Genomic DNA, 14,899 nt, shown 5'->3' with positions numbered 1-14,899 from the left:
CATGGCCCAGGCAGGTGACAAGCGAGGGGTGGCCTTCGCCGCGATCGTGGTGGTCGTGGCCGCCGTCGGGATCTACCTGACGATGTGGCCGACCTCGGACGATCCGTCGACGGAGCAGCCGGTGGCCGGCCCTACCACCAGTTCCTCGGTGGCGCCCAGCAAGCCGCTGGCCACCGCCAGCGGCGCGCCCTTCGACATCTACTCCTACCTGCCCATGTCCAAGCAGGAGCTGGCGGCGGCCGCCGACCTGGCCGAGCGGTTCACCGCCAGCTACGGAACGTTCCGCTACGACGAGGACCCGGCCGCCTACCTGGCGCGGATCAAGGTCTTCACCACGCCCGAGCTGGGCAACGTGCTGGCCAAGACGCGTACCTCGGTGGACACGGCCGACCAGGTGGTGGCCACCTCGACGGCCAAGATGAAGCAGATCCGGCAGGTCAGCAGGACCTCCGTGGTGTTCGTCGTCACCGGCACGCAGCAACTGACCGGCAAGAGTGGCACCAAGCAGCAGGCCGACGACTACGCGGTCACGGTCTCCGAGGCAGGCAACGACTGGCGGATCTTCGACATCCAGCCCGCCGACGACGGGCAGGACGGGGACACCCAGGGGTGAAGGTCTCCCAGCCGCGCACGGCCCTGGTGATCGGCATCGCCGGGGCGCTGTTCCTGGCATTGATCATCGTCTCCCCGATGCTGATGACGGCCGTGCCCTCGATCCTGGGCGGCGGGAGCTCCACCGACTGCAACGGCACGCCGGTCCAGGACGTGTCGGACAGCGCAGGGTCGGACATCCCGCCCAAGTACCTGGAGCTGTACAAGAAGTTCGGCAAGCAGATCGGCGTGCAGTGGAACATCCTGGCCGGCGTCGGCAAGCGGGAGACCGACCACGGCCGCTCCACGATGCCGGGCGTGCAGAGCGGCACCAACGAGGCGGGCGCGGCCGGGCCCATGCAGTTCCTGATCAGCACCTGGGGCGGCAAGGCGCAGATCAAGATGGACTCCACGTTCAGCGGCTATGCCTCCGACGGTGACGGCGACGGGATCGGCGACGTCTACAACCCGGCGGACGCCATCCTGGGCGCCGCCAAGATGCTCAAGCGCAACGGCGCGCCCGAGAACGTACGGCGGGCCCTGTTCATCTACAACCGGGCCTGGTGGTACGTCGACCAGGTGATCGAGATCGCCCGCAAGTACGCCAAGAACGGCGACGTCCAGGTGCCGCCGCAGGCCGACTCCTCCTGCGACGACCCGCTGGTCCAGGCCGCGCCGAGCGTCGTGGTGGCCAAGATCCTGGCCTTCGCGCTGGCCCAGCGCGGCAAGCCGTACCTGTGGGGAGGCACCGGGCCCGACGCGTTCGACTGCTCAGGGATCATCTACGCGGCCTACCGCGCGGCCGGGCTGTCGATCCCGCGCACCACGTTCGGCCAGTGGCCGTTCGGCGTGAAGATCGAGGCGGGCAGCGAGCAGCCCGGGGACCTGGTCTTCTTCAACGCGGGACCCGGCACGGGCCCGAGCAGTCCCGGGCACGTCGGGATGATCGTGTCGAAGGGGAAGATGATCGAGGCGCGCTGCACGCTGTGCGGGCCGATCAAGGTCACCACGTACCAGGAGCGCGACAACATCGTCGGCTACACCCGCCCGCTGTCCAACCCCGACGTCCTGGAGCAGCTCAAGAGGCTGCAGAATGCTTCCCTATGACGCAGACCGTGGTGGCCGCAGTGATCGTCGCCCCCGGCGGGCGCATCCTGGCAGCGCAGCGGGGCGACCCGCCCGCGCTGGCCGGCGGCTGGGAGTTCCCCGGCGGGAAGGTGGACCCGGGCGAGAGCGACGTCGAGGCGCTGGTGCGCGAGTGCCGCGAGGAGCTCGGGGTGGAGATCGCGGTGGGCGAGCGGGTGGGCGGCGAGTGGCCGCTGGCCGCCGGATACGTGATGCGGGTCTGGCTGGCCCGGGTCGTGTCGGGGGAGCCGCAGGCCAAGGAACACCTGGCGGTGCGCTGGCTGGGGCCGGGGGAGTACTACGCGGTGGACTGGCTGGCAGGGGACCTTCCGGTGATGGCCGCGGTGGAGAAACTGCTTTCTGAGGATTAGGCGACCTCGAAGAGTGACATAAACACTACTAAGTGTGTCCGCATTCGGGGGGAAGCGGCATGTTCAGAGACGGCTGGCTTGCGGTCGCTGTCGGAGCCTTGATCTTGACGGGGGCGCCTGCCGCGCCCGCGATCGCGGATGACGACGTGTCCCTGTTCTTCGACCGGCTCGGCAATCCTGACGACCTGGGCCAGTGGGCCCGCACGGGGGACGTGCTGCGGTTCCAGGTACGGCTGGCGGGCCTGGGCCACGACGCCAGCCTGTCCATGGCGGCCCAGCCGGAGCAGGCGCTGACCACGGTCAGCTGCCCGGCCGACACCACACCCGCCACGAGCCAGGTCGCCGCCCCTCCCGTCGCGCCTTCCGCGGACCAGGCCGCGGACCAGGCCGCGGACCGGGCCCGGGTGTGCCGGATCGGCGATCTGTCGGGGGAGCGGACCGTGGATGTGGACCTGACCGTGCCGCAGGGGGCGACGGAGGTCGAGCTGGCGGTCACCGCCGAGGTCCGCGGCGATTCCGGGGTCGCCACGCTGCGCAGGAGCGCCACGATGCCCGTGGTGACCCGCGTGGTCGAGGCTCCCGCGGTGCTCTCGCCGTACACGATCACCGGCACCGCCACCCTCGTCGACCCGCAGGCCTCCACCGATACGGCGAGCCCCCGCGACCCCGTGACCTCCGCCCACCCCCGCGGAGCCGTCCCGCATGCACACGAGCACCAGGCGCGCGAGCACACCACCCACACGCTCGCCACCTCGCACCACGCAGTCCCGGCCGGACCCCGCACCCCCATCACCGCACCCGCCCCGCTGAGCGGACTCGGATCCCACCACGCGCGCCCGCCTCAGAGCAGCCGCGGACATGCCGGCGCACCCGCGCCTGCCCCCCGTGACGCGCGGTCAGGACCTGCGGACGCCCAGATCCCGGGAATCGGGGGCGCCATGAAAACGCTCGAGCTGCCCCAGATCGACTCGGGCGGGCAGCCGCCGCAGGAGGAGGGCGCGCCGCTGCCGATGCAGATTTCCGTGGTGGCCGCCGACCGGCCCGAGTTCGCTGCCCAGCAGTTCAACGTGATGACGACCGCCAACGGATTCCCGGTTGCCGCGGGCGGTATCGGCGTCCTGCTCGCGGCCCTGTGGCTGGTGGTCAGGGCACAGCGATCGCGGATCCGCCGAAACGTATGGTGATTCCGACTTTACTGTTACTTTGACCCGACTATTATTCCCTTGACCTTGCTTTCGGGAAAGCGCGGAGGGCTCCGGTGGCACGCACGCGAGCGACGGCCATGTCCGCGCTTGTCCTCGCCGTCGGGTTAACGGGTGCGGTCTCGGCCCCGTTCATCGCGCAGAGCGCCAGCGCCAGCTCCGCCGTGGTCGCCCGCGACCCGAGCGTCCCACCCTGCGACGCCGACCAGGTGTGCGAGACGCCCGAGGTGACGGTCACCACGACCATCACCCAGGAGCCGGACCCAGAGACGACGATCACCAAGACGATCACGCCGACTTCCAAGACGAAGACCCCGACGCCGAAGAAGTCCTCGAACCCGGCGCTCGCCACCACCAAGACCACGACGCCGCCGCCCCTGCAGCCGATCCCGTCGCAGAACGTCCAGGTGCCCCCCGCCACCACCGCGCCGCCGACGACGCCCGAGCAGAGCGTGCAGCTGCCCACCGTGGCGCCCGAGGACAGCCTCACCGCCAGCCCGCCCGCCACCCCCGCCGACAGCACCCCGGCCGGCGACTCGGTGCAGCTCGAACTGCACGCGGCGACGCCGGAGTTCGACCAGCGGACGCTGGCGCAGAAGCTCAGCATCCCGGCGCTCGTGCTGGTCCTGCTCGCGCTGTTCGCGGTGCTCATCTTCGAGGGCAGGCTGCGGCGGATGGCCCACGCGGCCGCCGTCCGCAAGGCGGGCCCCCTCCCCGGCCCCGAGCCGCACGGCTACCCGGCCGGGCCCGGCTACACGACCGCGAGCTTCCCTGCGCCCGGCTACCCGGGCGGCACGGCCTACGCGCCGATCATCAGCTTCGTCCCGGTGCAGACCTATCCGGCGACGCCGCCGCAGTATCCGACCTACCCGGAGCCCTATCCGCCGGCGCCCACGGAGCCGCCCGTGGTGCTGCACCCGGACGAGTTCGACTCCTACAACCACCAGCCCCCGACGGAGCCGGCCGCCCAGTCGGAGTACCGCGCGCCGTTCGAGCCGCTGATCCCCGCCGACCAGGCGCCCCAGGACGACCGCCCCTTCGGCTCCGCCGCTTCCGCCGAATCCGGCGACTCCGAGCCCTGGCAAAGCGATGACTCCACGATCGTCCACCCGCGTCCGCAGGACCTCTCCTAGCTCCCTGCACGGCGGGCCTAGCTTTCTTTACGGCAGGCCTGGCTTCCTGTACGGCAGGCCGCCCCGCCGGCCGCCCGCCGTCGTGCGCTGAGGGCCCGCGACCGGCGCTTCCGGCGAGTCGGTGCCACTTGCCCGCCGTCACGGCGCCCGGTGGTCGTGGCGCCCAGGTCCCGGCTCGCCGCCGTAAGAGGGCGCCGGGCTCCGCCGTACCCCGTCCCGCCGTCGCGGCGCCTATCGGGGCCGTAGAGGGTGCCTGGGGGCGTTGGGCGGGCGCTCAGGGGCGTGTAGGCCTGCCGTACGGGCATGAAAGAAGCGCCCCCTCTCCGGGGAGAGGAGGCGCTGGAGGGGTGGCTACTTGGGGCGGCGGAAGATCTTGTTGCCCAGCCACACCAACGGGTCGTACCTGCGGTCGGCCACGCGCTCCTTCATCGGGATGAGCGCGTTGTCGGTGATCTTGATGTGCTCGGGGCAGACCTCGGTGCAGCACTTGGTGATGTTGCAGTATCCGAGGCCGTGCTCCTGCTGCGCGGACTCCTGGCGGTCGGCCACGTCATACGGGTGCATGTCCAGCTCGGCGATCCGCATGAGGAAACGCGGCCCGGAGAAGGCGGGCTTGTTCTCCTCGTGGTCGCGGATGACGTGGCAGACGTTGTTGCACATGAAGCACTCGATGCACTTGCGGAACTCCTGGGACCGCTCGACGTCGATCTGCTGCATGCGGTAGTCGTCGGGACGGACGTCCTCCGGCGGGGTGAAGGAGGGGACCTCGCGCGCCTTCTGGTAGTTGAAGGAGACGTCGGTGACCAGGTCCTTGATGACGGGGAACGTCCGCATCGGCGTGACCGTGATCGTCTCCTCCTCGGTGAAGGTCGACATCCGGGTCATGCAGCCCAGGCGCGGCTTGCCGTTGATCTCCATCGAGCACGAGCCGCACTTGCCGGCCTTGCAGTTCCAGCGGACCGCCAGGTCGGGGGCCTGGGTGGCCTGCAGGCGGTGGATGATGTCGAGGACGACCTCGCCCTCGTTCACCTCGACGGTGAAGTCCTCGAGCTTGCCCTCGCCGCCCTCACCGCGCCAGACCTTGAACTTCGCCTTGTAGCTCATTTCTCGTTCCCCAGCTCCTCGTCGGTGAGGTACTTCTTCAACTCGGCCAGGTCGAACAGGTCGAACAGGTCCTGGCGCATGGACGGTTGCAGCTTCTCCTCGACCGTCACCGACGAGCCGTCCTCGGTGGAGCAGACCAGCAGCTTGCGCCGCCACTCAGGGTTCATACCCGGGAAGTCGTCGCGGGTGTGCCCGCCGCGGCTCTCCTCGCGCAGCAGCGCGGCACGCGCCACGCACTCCGACACCAGCAGCATGTTGCGCAGGTCGATCGCCAGGTGCCAGCCCGGGTTGTAGATCCGCGAGCCGGCCGCGCCGACGAGCTGGACGCGCTCCTTGAGCTTCTCGATGACCTCCATGGCCTCGGAGACCTCCGAGGCCTTGCGGATGATGCCGACCAGGTCGTTCATCGAGCGCTGCAGCTCGTGGTGCACCTCGTACGGATTCTCGCCGGTCCGCTCCAGCGGGGCCAGGGCCTCGGCGTGGGCGGCGTCGACGTCTTCCGTGGAAGCCGACGGACGCCTGTCCAGCCCGTCGACGTACTCGGAGGCGCCGAGCCCGGCGCGCCGGCCGAAGACCAGCAGGTCAGACAGGGAGTTGCCGCCCAGCCGGTTGGAGCCGTGCATGCCGCCCGACACCTCGCCGGCCGCGAACAGTCCGGGTACGGCCGCCGCGCCGGTGTCGGCGTCGACCTCCACGCCGCCCATGATGTAGTGGCAGGTCGGGCCCACCTGCATGGGCTCGGCGGTGATGTCGACGTCGGCCAGCTCCTTGAACTGGTGGTGCATCGACGGGAGCCGCTTCTTGATCTCCTCGGCGGGCAGCCGGCTGGAGACGTCCAGGAACACGCCGCCCTGGGGCGATCCGCGCCCGGCCTTCACCTCGGAGTTGATCGCGCGGGCCACCTCGTCACGGGGCAGCAGCTCCGGCGGGCGCCGGTTGTTGGCCTGGTCGGTGTACCAGCGGTCGCCCTCTTCCTCGGTGGTGGCGTACTTGTCCTTGAAGACGTCCGGGATGTAGTTGAACATGAAGCGCTCGCCCAGCGAGTTGCGCAGCACGCCGCCGTCGCCGCGGACCGACTCGGTGACCAGGATCCCGCGCACCGAGGGCGGCCAGACCATCCCCGTGGGGTGGAACTGGATGAACTCCATGTTGATCAGATTGGCCCCGGCCAGCAACGCCAGCGCGTGGCCGTCGCCGGTGTACTCCCAGGAGTTCGAGGTGACCACGTAGGACTTGCCGATGCCGCCGGTGGCCAGCACCACCGCGGGCGCGTCCCAGACCAAGAAGTTCCCGGTCTCGCGCGTATAGCCGAACGCGCCGGCGATCCGGTCGCCCTCCTTGAGCAGGCGGGTGACCGTACACTCCGCGTAGACCTTGATGTAGGCCTCGTAGTCGCCGTGCGTCTCGTAGTCCTCCTGCTGCAGCGCGACGACCCGCTGCTGCAGGGTGCGGATCAGCTCCAGGCCGGTACGGTCGCCGACGTGCGCCAGGCGCGGATACTCGTGACCGCCGAAGTTGCGCTGGCTGATCTTGCCGTCCTTGGTGCGGTCGAACAGCGCGCCCCAGGCCTCCAGCTCCCAGACGCGGTCCGGCGCCTCCTTGGCGTGCAGCTCGGCCATCCGCCAGTTGTTGAGGAACTTGCCGCCCCGCATGGTGTCACGGAAGTGCACCATCCAGTTGTCGTCGGGGTTGACGTTGCCCATCGCGGCGGCCGCGCCGCCCTCCGCCATGACCGTGTGCGCCTTGCCGAACAGGGATTTGCAGACGATGGCCGTCCGCTTGCCCTGCTGGCGTGCCTCGATCGCGGCCCGAAGCCCTGCCCCGCCCGCGCCGATGACGACGACGTCGTATTCGTGACGCTCGATGTCCACTGTCCTGAATTTCCTTACGCGTACGGGAAGTTGATGACGTGCATGGCGACCAGCCGGACGTACAGGTCGGCGCCCATCACCGAGAACATCGAGGCCCACGCGAGGGGCTGGTGCTTGGCGTTGAGCTTGGAGACGAACGTCCAGGCCTTGTAGCGCAGCGGGTGCTTGGAGAAGTGGTTGAGCCGCCCCGCGGTGATGTGCCGGCAGGAGTGGCAGGAGATCGTGTAGGTCACGATCAGGATCGCGTTGACGATGAGGATCCAGGTGCCGAGCGCGATGGGCTTGTGGATGAGCGCGAGGATCGCGTCGTAGCTCAGGATCGCGCCGATGACGATCGCGGCGTAGAAGAAGTACCGGTGGATGTTCTGGATGATCAGCGGGAAGCGGGTCTCACCGGAGTACTTGCCGTGCGGCTCCTGCACCGCGCACGCGGGCGGCGACAGCCAGAACGAGCGGTAGTAGGACTTGCGGTAGTAGTAGCACGTCAGACGGAAGCCGCCCGGCAGGCCGAGGATCAGCAGCCCGGGCGGCAGCGTGTACCAGTCTCCGAAGGGCGCCAGGCCGAACAGGCGCGCCCCTTCGGGACAGGACGTCGCCAGACATGGCGACGAGAACGGCGCGATATAAGGATCAACGTAGTAGTTGTTGTTGATGATCGCCCACACGCCGTAGACGAGGAACGAGCTGAGCCCGAGGAATGTCAAAAGCGGAGCCAGCCACCATCTGTCCGTCCGCAGCGTGCGCACCTTGACCTGTGCGCGCTGCCGTCTGACCGAAGCTTCGGGCGTCGTCTGGGTCATCGCGGACCTCTCCACCTCCCGCGGACCCCGCGCTGGGGTGGGTCCGGGTTCGTTCTGTGAATGCGCGTACGGCACAGCGGTTCCGGCGCGCGTTGGTGGGGGATACGTTACGACGATGGCATGAGGATTTGTGAGAAGGGTCACTCACTTTTTCGATGACTCGCTGTGATTCCTGTCACGTCCCACCGTCATGGTGACTCGGAAGCTTTACCACTGTTACGAAAAAGTCATCTATTTGCCTGACAACGCGTATGAACTGTTCAAAGTCCACCGGTTTGGAGACATACGCGTTCGCGTGGAGGCGGTAGCTGCGGATGATGTCCTCCTCCGCCTCGGAGGTCGTCAGGATCACCACCGGGATCGTCCGCAACTCTGAGTCCGCCTTGACCGCCTCGAGCACCTCCATGCCGTCCATCCTCGGCAGGTTCAGGTCGAGCAGCATCAGGTCGGGGCGCGGCGCGTCCGCGTAGCCGTCTTCGCGGCGCAGGAACGCCATCGCCTGCTCGCCGTCGTTGACCACGTGCAGCCGGTTGCGCACCTTGTTGAGGTCGAAGGCCTCCCTGGTGAGCAGGATGTCACCCTGGTCGTCCTCGATCAGGAGCACCTCGATCGGGCGCAGGTCGCTCATCATTCGTCTCCGGCGGCAGGCTCGGCGGCAGGTAGGGTCCAGCGGAACGTCGCGCCCGGGCCCTCCGACTCGCGGTCGAGCCACAGCTGCCCGCCGTGATACTCGACAATCTTGCGGCAGAGCGCCAGGCCGATCCCTGTGCCTGGATACACGTCCCGGGGATGCAGCCGCTGGAAAATCAGGAAGATCCGGTCGGCGTACTTCGGCTCGACGCCGATCCCGTTGTCGGAGCAGCTGAACTCCCACATCCCGTCCGCCCGCTTGGCCGCGACGCTGATCCGCGGCGGCAGCTCGGAGCGGAACTTGACGGCGTTCTCGATGAGGTTCTGGAACAGCTGGGTCAGCTGGACCCGGTTGCCGATCACTGGGGGAAGGTCGTGCCAGGTGACCACGGTGTCCGTGTCGTCGATCGTGGCCGACAGGTTGTCCAGCGCCGCGGCCAGTGCCTGGCTGGTGTCGGTGACCACGCGCTCGCCCGTCACCCTGCCGACCCGGGAGAAGTCGAGCAGGTCGTTGATCAGGCCCTGCATCCGCTTGGCGCCGTCGACGGCGTAGGCGATGTACTGCCGTGCCCGGTCGTCGAGCTGCTCGCCGTACCGCTGCTCCAGCATCTGGGTGAAGCTGGCGACCTTGCGCAGCGGCTCCTGCAGGTCGTGGCTGGCCACGTAGGCGAACTGCTCCAGCTCGCCGTTGGAGCGGCGCAGCTCGTCCGACTGCTCCTCGGCGTGGCGCCAGCCGGTCAGGATGCGCCTGCGCATGGAGTCGACGTGGCTCGACAGCTCCGCCAGCTCGGCCGGCCTGTCGACGTCCAGGCGGTGGTCGAAGTCCCCCGCGGCGACCGCGCGCACCTGCTCGGTCAGCTGCCGGAGGGGCTTCAGTACGGCGAGCCGTACCATCACCGCGACCCCCGCCCCGGCCACCAGCAGCACCGAGAACAGCACGACCAGCGTCACCGTGACGCGGTCGAGCGCGGCGGAGACCTCAGGACGCGGGCCGACGTCGCGGACCTGGCCGACCATCATCAGCGTGATCACCACGCCGATCACGTAGGCCACCAGGACGAGCGCGCCCGTGGCGATGAACCAGCGGGCGAGGGGCAGCCTGCCCAGCCCGGTCGGCTCCTTGGGCGGTGGCAGCGGGCCGATGTTCATGGGGAGCTCCTGCGCACGAGTACCGCGGCGAGATCGTCGCTCAACGTTCCCACATGCCGGATCAACCGGTCGAGATCGATCGTGCCGTGCTCCCGTACCAGGCCGACCAGCCCCTCGACGCCCAGCCGTTCGGCGTTCTCACCCATGGCGGCCTCGATCAGCCCGTCCGTGTACAGCAGGATCGACCATTCCTCTCCCAGCGGCACGTCCAGCACCTGCCACTGCGCGTCGGGGAAGATGCCCAGCGGCGGGCCCGACGGCGTCTCGGTGACCACGTCCACCGCGCCGTCGCGCACCAGCACCGGCGGCGGGTGACCGACCACCCGCATCCTGGCGTGGCGCAGGTCGGGCGCGATCGTGGCCATGCACAGCGTGGTGAAGATCTCCGGCGCCTTGCGCTCCACCCGTAACAGCGCGTCCAGCGTGTGCAGCAGCAGGTCGCCGGTCTGACCGGCCAGGACGAGCGTGCGCCAGGCGATGCGCATCGCCACCCCGAGCGCCGCCTCCTGCGGGCCGTGGCCGCACACGTCGCCGACCACGATGTGCACGGAGCCGTCGGGAGTCTGCACGGTGTCGTAGAAGTCGCCGGCCAGCAGCGTGCTCTGGCTGCCCGGCAGGTAGCGCGTGATGTGCTCGAGCGCTCCGGTGTCCAGCAGCGGCACCGGCAGCAGGCCGCTCTCCAGCCGGGCGTTCTCCTTGGCCGTCAGCTCGGCCTCCACCAGGCGCAGCTGCGCCAGGTCGGCCCGCTTGCGCTCCATCGCGTAACGGATGGCGCGCGCCAGCAGTCGCGCGTCGACGTCCTGCTTGACCAGGTAGTCCTCAGCCCCTGCCTGGACCGCCGCCACGCCCATGTGCAGGTCGCGCAGGCCGGTCAGCACCAGCACGGCCGCGTGCGGGGCCAGCCGCAGCACCTCTTCCAGCGCCTCGAGCCCGCTGGCGTCGGGCAGCGACAGGTCCACGAGCACGCACTGGATCTCGCTGGTCAGCTTGGGCCTGGCCTCGGTCAGGCTGCGTGCCCAGACGATCCTTGGCGGCGCGTCGGCCTCCTTGAGCAGCTCTTCCACCAGGAACGCATCCCCGGCGTCGTCCTCGATGAGGAGCAGTGTGAGCGATACGGAAAGGGTTGCCGTCACATACGCCTCTTCAGAGAGATTCCGCCGTTGGAGTCATTCTGCGATGAGCTCGACGCCTTCCGGAAGCGTGCCGGCATTACCGGCCTCGACCAGAAATGACCGCAGGGCCGTGCGGAAAGCCTGCGCCGCGCGGGTCGGCTCGACGTCCTTGCGATGGGCGATCGCGATCGTGCGGTTCAAGCCCGCCAGTGGGGTCCCCCGTAGCCCTGGCCGCCCTTCGAGCACCATCGACGGAACCACCGCCACGCCCAGGCCCGCCTCCACGAAGCGGAGCACGGCGTCCATCTCGCCGCCCTCCACCGCGAACCGTGGCTCGAACCCGGCATTGCGGCACGCGGCGAGCGTCGCCTCCCGCAGGTCGTATCCGCGCCTGAACATCACCATCGTCTTCCCCCGCAGGTCCTCGATATGCAGGTGCTTGCGCCGCGGCTCCTGCCCCTGGCTGGGGGCGACGACCACGAGGCTCTCGCGCAGGATCTCCTCGGACACCAGGGACGGGTCGTCATGCTGCAACGGGGTGATCACCAGTGACAGGTCGAGCTGGCCGCGAGCCAGCGCCCGCACCAGGTCGCGCGAGCCGCCCTCCTCCACCAGCAGCTCGATGCCCGGGTAGGCGCGGTGGAAGCGGGCCAGCGCGTCGGCCAGCAGCCCCGCGCACAGCGACGGCGTGGCGCCCAGCCGCACCCGGCCCCTGCGCAGCCCGGCCAGCTCGGCCACCTCCAGCCTGGCCGTGTCGGCGTCGGCCAGCATCCGGCGGGCCAGCGGCAGCAGCGCCTCGCCCGCCGCGGTCAGCATCACGTTGCCTCTGGCCCGGGAGAACAGCGGGGCGCCCAGCTCGCTCTCCAGCGCCTTGATCTGCTTGCTCAGCGACGGCTGGGCCACCCGCATGCGCTCGGCGGCCTGCGTGAAGTGCCGCGTCTCCGCCACGGCTACGAAGTAGGCGAGTTGCTGCAACTGCATGTGACTTTGGTCGCAATCTCCCAGGTGGGTTTGGTACGGCCTGCCGTACAAACCAAGCATCATAGCCGGAGGCTATGGAAACCAGGCGTGTGATGACTTGGACGGGATCATGGCTGGTCCCTACCGTCGGAAGATGTGACAGCCACGATTGAGCGCGGGTCCGCCACTGCGCCGGTTACCTCCCCCAAGGCGACACCTGTCGCCAAAGCTCCAACGCCTGACAAGCGCCGCGGGTTCCTGAACTCGTCGAGCGGCAAGAAGGTCGTGATGGCCGTCACGGGCGCCGTCATGGTGCTCTTCCTGCTGCTCCACATGCTCGGCAACCTGAAGATCTTCCTGGGCAAGGAGTCCTTCAACGACTACGCCGACGCGCTGCGCACGCTGCTCGAGCCGATCCTGCCCTACCGGACGGTGCTGACGATCCTCGAGGCCGTGCTGGTCGCCTCGGTCGTCCTGCACATCTGGGCGGCCATCTCGCTCACGCGCCAGGCGCGCAAGGCCAGGCCGGTCAAGTACGTGGCCAAGAAGTCGCAGGCCTCCGGGTACTCCACGCACATCATGCGCTGGGGCGGCGTCACCATCGCGCTCTTCCTCGTCTGGCACCTGCTCGACCTCAGCTTCGGCGTGGTCAACCCCAAGGGGTACGACGCCGCTCCGGCCGACCGGATGGTCGCCGGGTTCGAGCCGTCGCGCTGGTGGGTGACCCTCATCTACATCGCCGCCGTGATCATGGTGGGCCTGCACCTGCGGCACGGCATCTGGAGCGTCTTCCAGACCGTCGGCTGGGCCAACCGCACCCGTTACAAGGCGCTGAAGGCGACCGCCGCGCTCGTCTCCGCGGTCCTCGTCCTCGGCTTCCTGGCCCCGCCGCTGGCCGTCACGTTCGGAGTGATCAAGTGAATTTCACCGAAGGTCCCGAGATCAGGGACACCAAGGCGCCCAGCGGTCCCATCGAGGAGCGGTGGGAGAAGCGGAAGTTCGGCGCCAAGCTGGTCAACCCCGCCAACAAGCGCAAGCTCAACGTGATCGTGGTCGGCACCGGCCTGGCCGGCGGCTCGGCCGCCGCGACGCTGGGCGAGCTCGGCTACAACGTCAAGTCCTTCTGCTACCAGGACTCGCCCCGCCGGGCCCACTCCATCGCCGCCCAGGGCGGCATCAACGCCGCCAAGAACTACCGCGGCGACGGCGACTCGATCTACCGGCTGTTCTACGACACCGTGAAGGGCGGCGACTTCCGCGCCCGCGAGTCCAACGTCTACCGCCTGGCCCAGGTCTCGGTGAACATCATCGACCAGGCCGTGGCCCAGGGCGTGCCGTTCGCCCGCGAGTACGGCGGGCTGCTCGACACCCGTTCCTTCGGCGGCGCCCAGGTCTCCCGGACCTTCTACGCCCGCGGCCAGACGGGACAGCAGCTGCTGCTCGGCGCCTATCAGGCGCTGGAGCGGCAGATCGCGGCCGGGACCGTGACCATGTACACCCGGCACGAGATGCTCGAGCTGATCGTCTCCGACGGGCGGGCGCGCGGCATCATCGTGCGCGACATGGTGACCGGCGAGATCGAGCGGCACCTGGCCGACGCCGTGGTCCTGGCGACCGGCGGGTACGGCAACGTGTTCTTCCTGTCCACGAACGCCAAGGGGTGCAACACCACCGCGATCTGGCGGGCGCACGAGCGGGGGGCGTACTTCGCCAACCCCTGCTACACGCAGATCCACCCGACCTGCATCCCGGTGTCGGGGGAGTACCAGTCGAAGCTGACGCTCATGTCGGAGTCGCTGCGCAACGACGGGCGCGTGTGGGTTCCGCTGGCCGCCGGGGACACCCGGGCTCCGGGTGACATCCCGGAGGAGGAGCGCGACTACTACCTGGAGCGGATTTATCCGGCCTTCGGGAACCTCGTTCCGCGGGACATCGCCTCGCGGGCGGCCAAGAACGTCTGCGACGAGGGGCGCGGGGTCGGGCCCGGCGGGCTCGGGGTCTACCTGGACTTCCGGGACGCGATCGGCCGTCTCGGGCGGGACGCCGTCGAGGCCAAGTACGGGAACCTCTTCGAGATGTACGAGCGCATCACGGGTGAGGACCCCTATTCACAGCCGATGCGGATTTATCCCGCGGTGCACTACACGATGGGTGGGCTGTGGGTTGACTACGACCTCCAATCCACCATTCCCGGACTTTTCGTGATCGGTGAGGCCAACTTCTCCGACCATGGGGCCAACCGGCTCGGGGCTTCTGCTTTGATGCAGGGGCTAGCCGACGGATATTTCGTTCTTCCGACCACTATTGGGGACTATCTCGCGAATGGTCCTTACGGTGAGGTCGACGACGAGGCCATCGCCGAGGCGGAGATCCGGGTCCGGCGCAAGATCGACCGGCTGCTCTCCGTCAACGGCGACCGTACGCCCGACTCCTTCCACCGCGAGCTGGGCAAGATCATGTGGGAATACTGCGGCATGGAGCGCACCGAGGAGTCGCTGCGCAAGGCCCTGGAGCTCATCCCCACGCTGCGCGAGGAGTTCTGGCGCAACGTCAAGGTCTCCGGCGCCGCCGAGGAGCTCAACCAGGTCCTGGAGCGGGCCGGCCGGGTGGCCGACTTCTTCGACCTGGCCGAGCTCATGTGCCTGGACGCGCTGGTGCGCACCGAGTCCTGCGGCGGCCACTTCCGCGCCGAGTCCCAGGACGCCGACGGCGAGGCCCTGCGCGACGACGAGCACTTCGCCCACGTCTCGGCCTGGGAGTTCAACGCTGACGGGCCCGTGCTGCACAAGGAAGTGCTCGACTACGAGTACGTCAAGATGAGCCAGCGGAGCTACAAGTGAACTCCCTTCCC

The 14,899-nt window shown here is 69.0% G+C and carries 14 protein-coding genes; 7 read left to right on the top strand and 7 right to left on the bottom strand.

The features are described from left to right. The first annotated feature begins 1 nt into the window (after position 1). From ACIBHX_RS21740 to ACIBHX_RS21720, 5 genes are all read left to right on the top strand, one after another. Positions 2–613 carry a hypothetical protein gene (locus ACIBHX_RS21740; RefSeq protein WP_397068971.1) on the top strand — a complete coding sequence of 204 codons (612 nt, stop codon included), beginning with the start codon at positions 2–4 and terminating at the stop codon, positions 611–613. Continuing rightward, positions 610–1,698, top strand: coding sequence for an NlpC/P60 family protein (locus ACIBHX_RS21735; protein WP_397068970.1), 1,089 nt, complete (start codon positions 610–612; stop codon positions 1,696–1,698). Before ACIBHX_RS21740 ends, ACIBHX_RS21735 begins: the two co-directional genes overlap by 4 nt. Continuing rightward, on the top strand, positions 1,695–2,087 hold the full coding sequence (locus ACIBHX_RS21730) for a (deoxy)nucleoside triphosphate pyrophosphohydrolase (protein WP_397068969.1): 393 nt from the start codon (positions 1,695–1,697) through the stop codon (positions 2,085–2,087). The genes ACIBHX_RS21735 and ACIBHX_RS21730 overlap by 4 nt, the downstream gene beginning before the upstream one ends. Before the next feature lie 104 nt (positions 2,088–2,191). Continuing rightward, positions 2,192–3,271, top strand: a complete 1,080-nt coding sequence (locus ACIBHX_RS21725) for a hypothetical protein (protein ID WP_397068968.1) — start codon at positions 2,192–2,194, stop codon at positions 3,269–3,271. A 74-nt stretch (positions 3,272–3,345) separates the two neighbouring features. Next, the gene (locus ACIBHX_RS21720) at positions 3,346–4,422 is read left to right on the top strand and encodes a hypothetical protein (RefSeq protein ID WP_397068967.1); all 1,077 of its coding nucleotides are present in this window, start codon (positions 3,346–3,348) and stop codon (positions 4,420–4,422) included. A gap of 351 nt (positions 4,423–4,773) precedes the next feature. Here the strand turns inward: ACIBHX_RS21720 and ACIBHX_RS21715 are convergent, their stop codons facing one another. The 7 genes from ACIBHX_RS21715 to ACIBHX_RS21685 form a co-directional block, all read right to left on the bottom strand. Continuing rightward, a complete protein-coding gene (locus ACIBHX_RS21715; protein ID WP_397068966.1) occupies positions 4,774–5,526 on the bottom strand; it encodes a succinate dehydrogenase/fumarate reductase iron-sulfur subunit in 753 nt (250 codons plus the stop codon). After that, entirely contained in the window at positions 5,523–7,397 is a 1,875-nt protein-coding gene (locus tag ACIBHX_RS21710; RefSeq protein ID WP_397068965.1) for a fumarate reductase/succinate dehydrogenase flavoprotein subunit, read from the bottom strand. Before ACIBHX_RS21710 ends, ACIBHX_RS21715 begins: the two co-directional genes overlap by 4 nt. Positions 7,398–7,411: 14 nt before the next feature. Next, complete coding sequence (locus ACIBHX_RS21705; protein ID WP_397068964.1) at positions 7,412–8,197, bottom strand: hypothetical protein; 786 nt, start codon at positions 8,195–8,197, stop codon at positions 7,412–7,414. 175 nt (positions 8,198–8,372) lie between these two features. Further along, positions 8,373–8,825, bottom strand: a complete 453-nt coding sequence (locus ACIBHX_RS21700) for a response regulator (RefSeq protein ID WP_397068963.1) — start codon at positions 8,823–8,825, stop codon at positions 8,373–8,375. After that, positions 8,825–9,976 (bottom strand): ATP-binding protein, encoded by a 1,152-nt coding sequence (locus ACIBHX_RS21695; RefSeq protein ID WP_397068962.1) that lies wholly within the window; start codon positions 9,974–9,976, stop codon positions 8,825–8,827. The genes ACIBHX_RS21700 and ACIBHX_RS21695 overlap by 1 nt, the downstream gene beginning before the upstream one ends. Continuing rightward, the gene (locus ACIBHX_RS21690; protein WP_397068961.1) at positions 9,973–11,109 is read right to left on the bottom strand and encodes a PP2C family protein-serine/threonine phosphatase; all 1,137 of its coding nucleotides are present in this window, start codon (positions 11,107–11,109) and stop codon (positions 9,973–9,975) included. The genes ACIBHX_RS21695 and ACIBHX_RS21690 overlap by 4 nt, the downstream gene beginning before the upstream one ends. A gap of 33 nt (positions 11,110–11,142) precedes the next feature. Further along, positions 11,143–12,069, bottom strand: a complete 927-nt coding sequence (locus ACIBHX_RS21685; protein WP_397068960.1) for a LysR family transcriptional regulator — start codon at positions 12,067–12,069, stop codon at positions 11,143–11,145. Between the two features lie 267 nt (positions 12,070–12,336). Between ACIBHX_RS21685 and ACIBHX_RS21680 the strand changes: the two genes are divergently transcribed. Further along, the gene (locus ACIBHX_RS21680; protein ID WP_397068959.1) at positions 12,337–12,969 is read left to right on the top strand and encodes a succinate dehydrogenase cytochrome b subunit; all 633 of its coding nucleotides are present in this window, start codon (positions 12,337–12,339) and stop codon (positions 12,967–12,969) included. Further along, complete coding sequence (locus ACIBHX_RS21675; protein ID WP_397068958.1) at positions 12,966–14,888, top strand: fumarate reductase/succinate dehydrogenase flavoprotein subunit; 1,923 nt, start codon at positions 12,966–12,968, stop codon at positions 14,886–14,888. Before ACIBHX_RS21680 ends, ACIBHX_RS21675 begins: the two co-directional genes overlap by 4 nt. The last annotated feature ends 11 nt before the right edge of the window (positions 14,889–14,899 follow it).

This window comes from Nonomuraea sp. NPDC050536 (assembly GCF_044457685.1).
In the GTDB taxonomy this organism is placed as follows: Bacteria; Actinomycetota; Actinomycetes; order Streptosporangiales; family Streptosporangiaceae; genus Nonomuraea.
The sequence above is the reverse complement of the archived record's forward strand: the minus strand, read 5'-3'. Positions and strand labels throughout refer to the sequence as shown.

What these genes read in the sequence shown, in the direction of transcription:
- ACIBHX_RS21730 (WP_397068969.1), top strand. Translation starts at nt 1,695, where the DNA reads ATGACGCAGACCGTGGTGGCCGCAGTGATCGTCGCCCCCGGCGGGCGC.
- ACIBHX_RS21740 (WP_397068971.1), top strand. Translation starts at nt 2, where the DNA reads ATGGCCCAGGCAGGTGACAAGCGAGGGGTGGCCTTCGCCGCGATCGTG.
- ACIBHX_RS21685 (WP_397068960.1), bottom strand. Translation starts at nt 12,069, where the DNA reads ATGCAGTTGCAGCAACTCGCCTACTTCGTAGCCGTGGCGGAGACGCGG.
- ACIBHX_RS21680 (WP_397068959.1), top strand. Translation starts at nt 12,337, where the DNA reads ATGGCCGTCACGGGCGCCGTCATGGTGCTCTTCCTGCTGCTCCACATG.
- ACIBHX_RS21705 (WP_397068964.1), bottom strand. Translation starts at nt 8,197, where the DNA reads ATGACCCAGACGACGCCCGAAGCTTCGGTCAGACGGCAGCGCGCACAG.
- ACIBHX_RS21695 (WP_397068962.1), bottom strand. Translation starts at nt 9,976, where the DNA reads ATGAACATCGGCCCGCTGCCACCGCCCAAGGAGCCGACCGGGCTGGGC.
- ACIBHX_RS21715 (WP_397068966.1), bottom strand. Translation starts at nt 5,526, where the DNA reads ATGAGCTACAAGGCGAAGTTCAAGGTCTGGCGCGGTGAGGGCGGCGAG.
- ACIBHX_RS21700 (WP_397068963.1), bottom strand. Translation starts at nt 8,825, where the DNA reads ATGAGCGACCTGCGCCCGATCGAGGTGCTCCTGATCGAGGACGACCAG.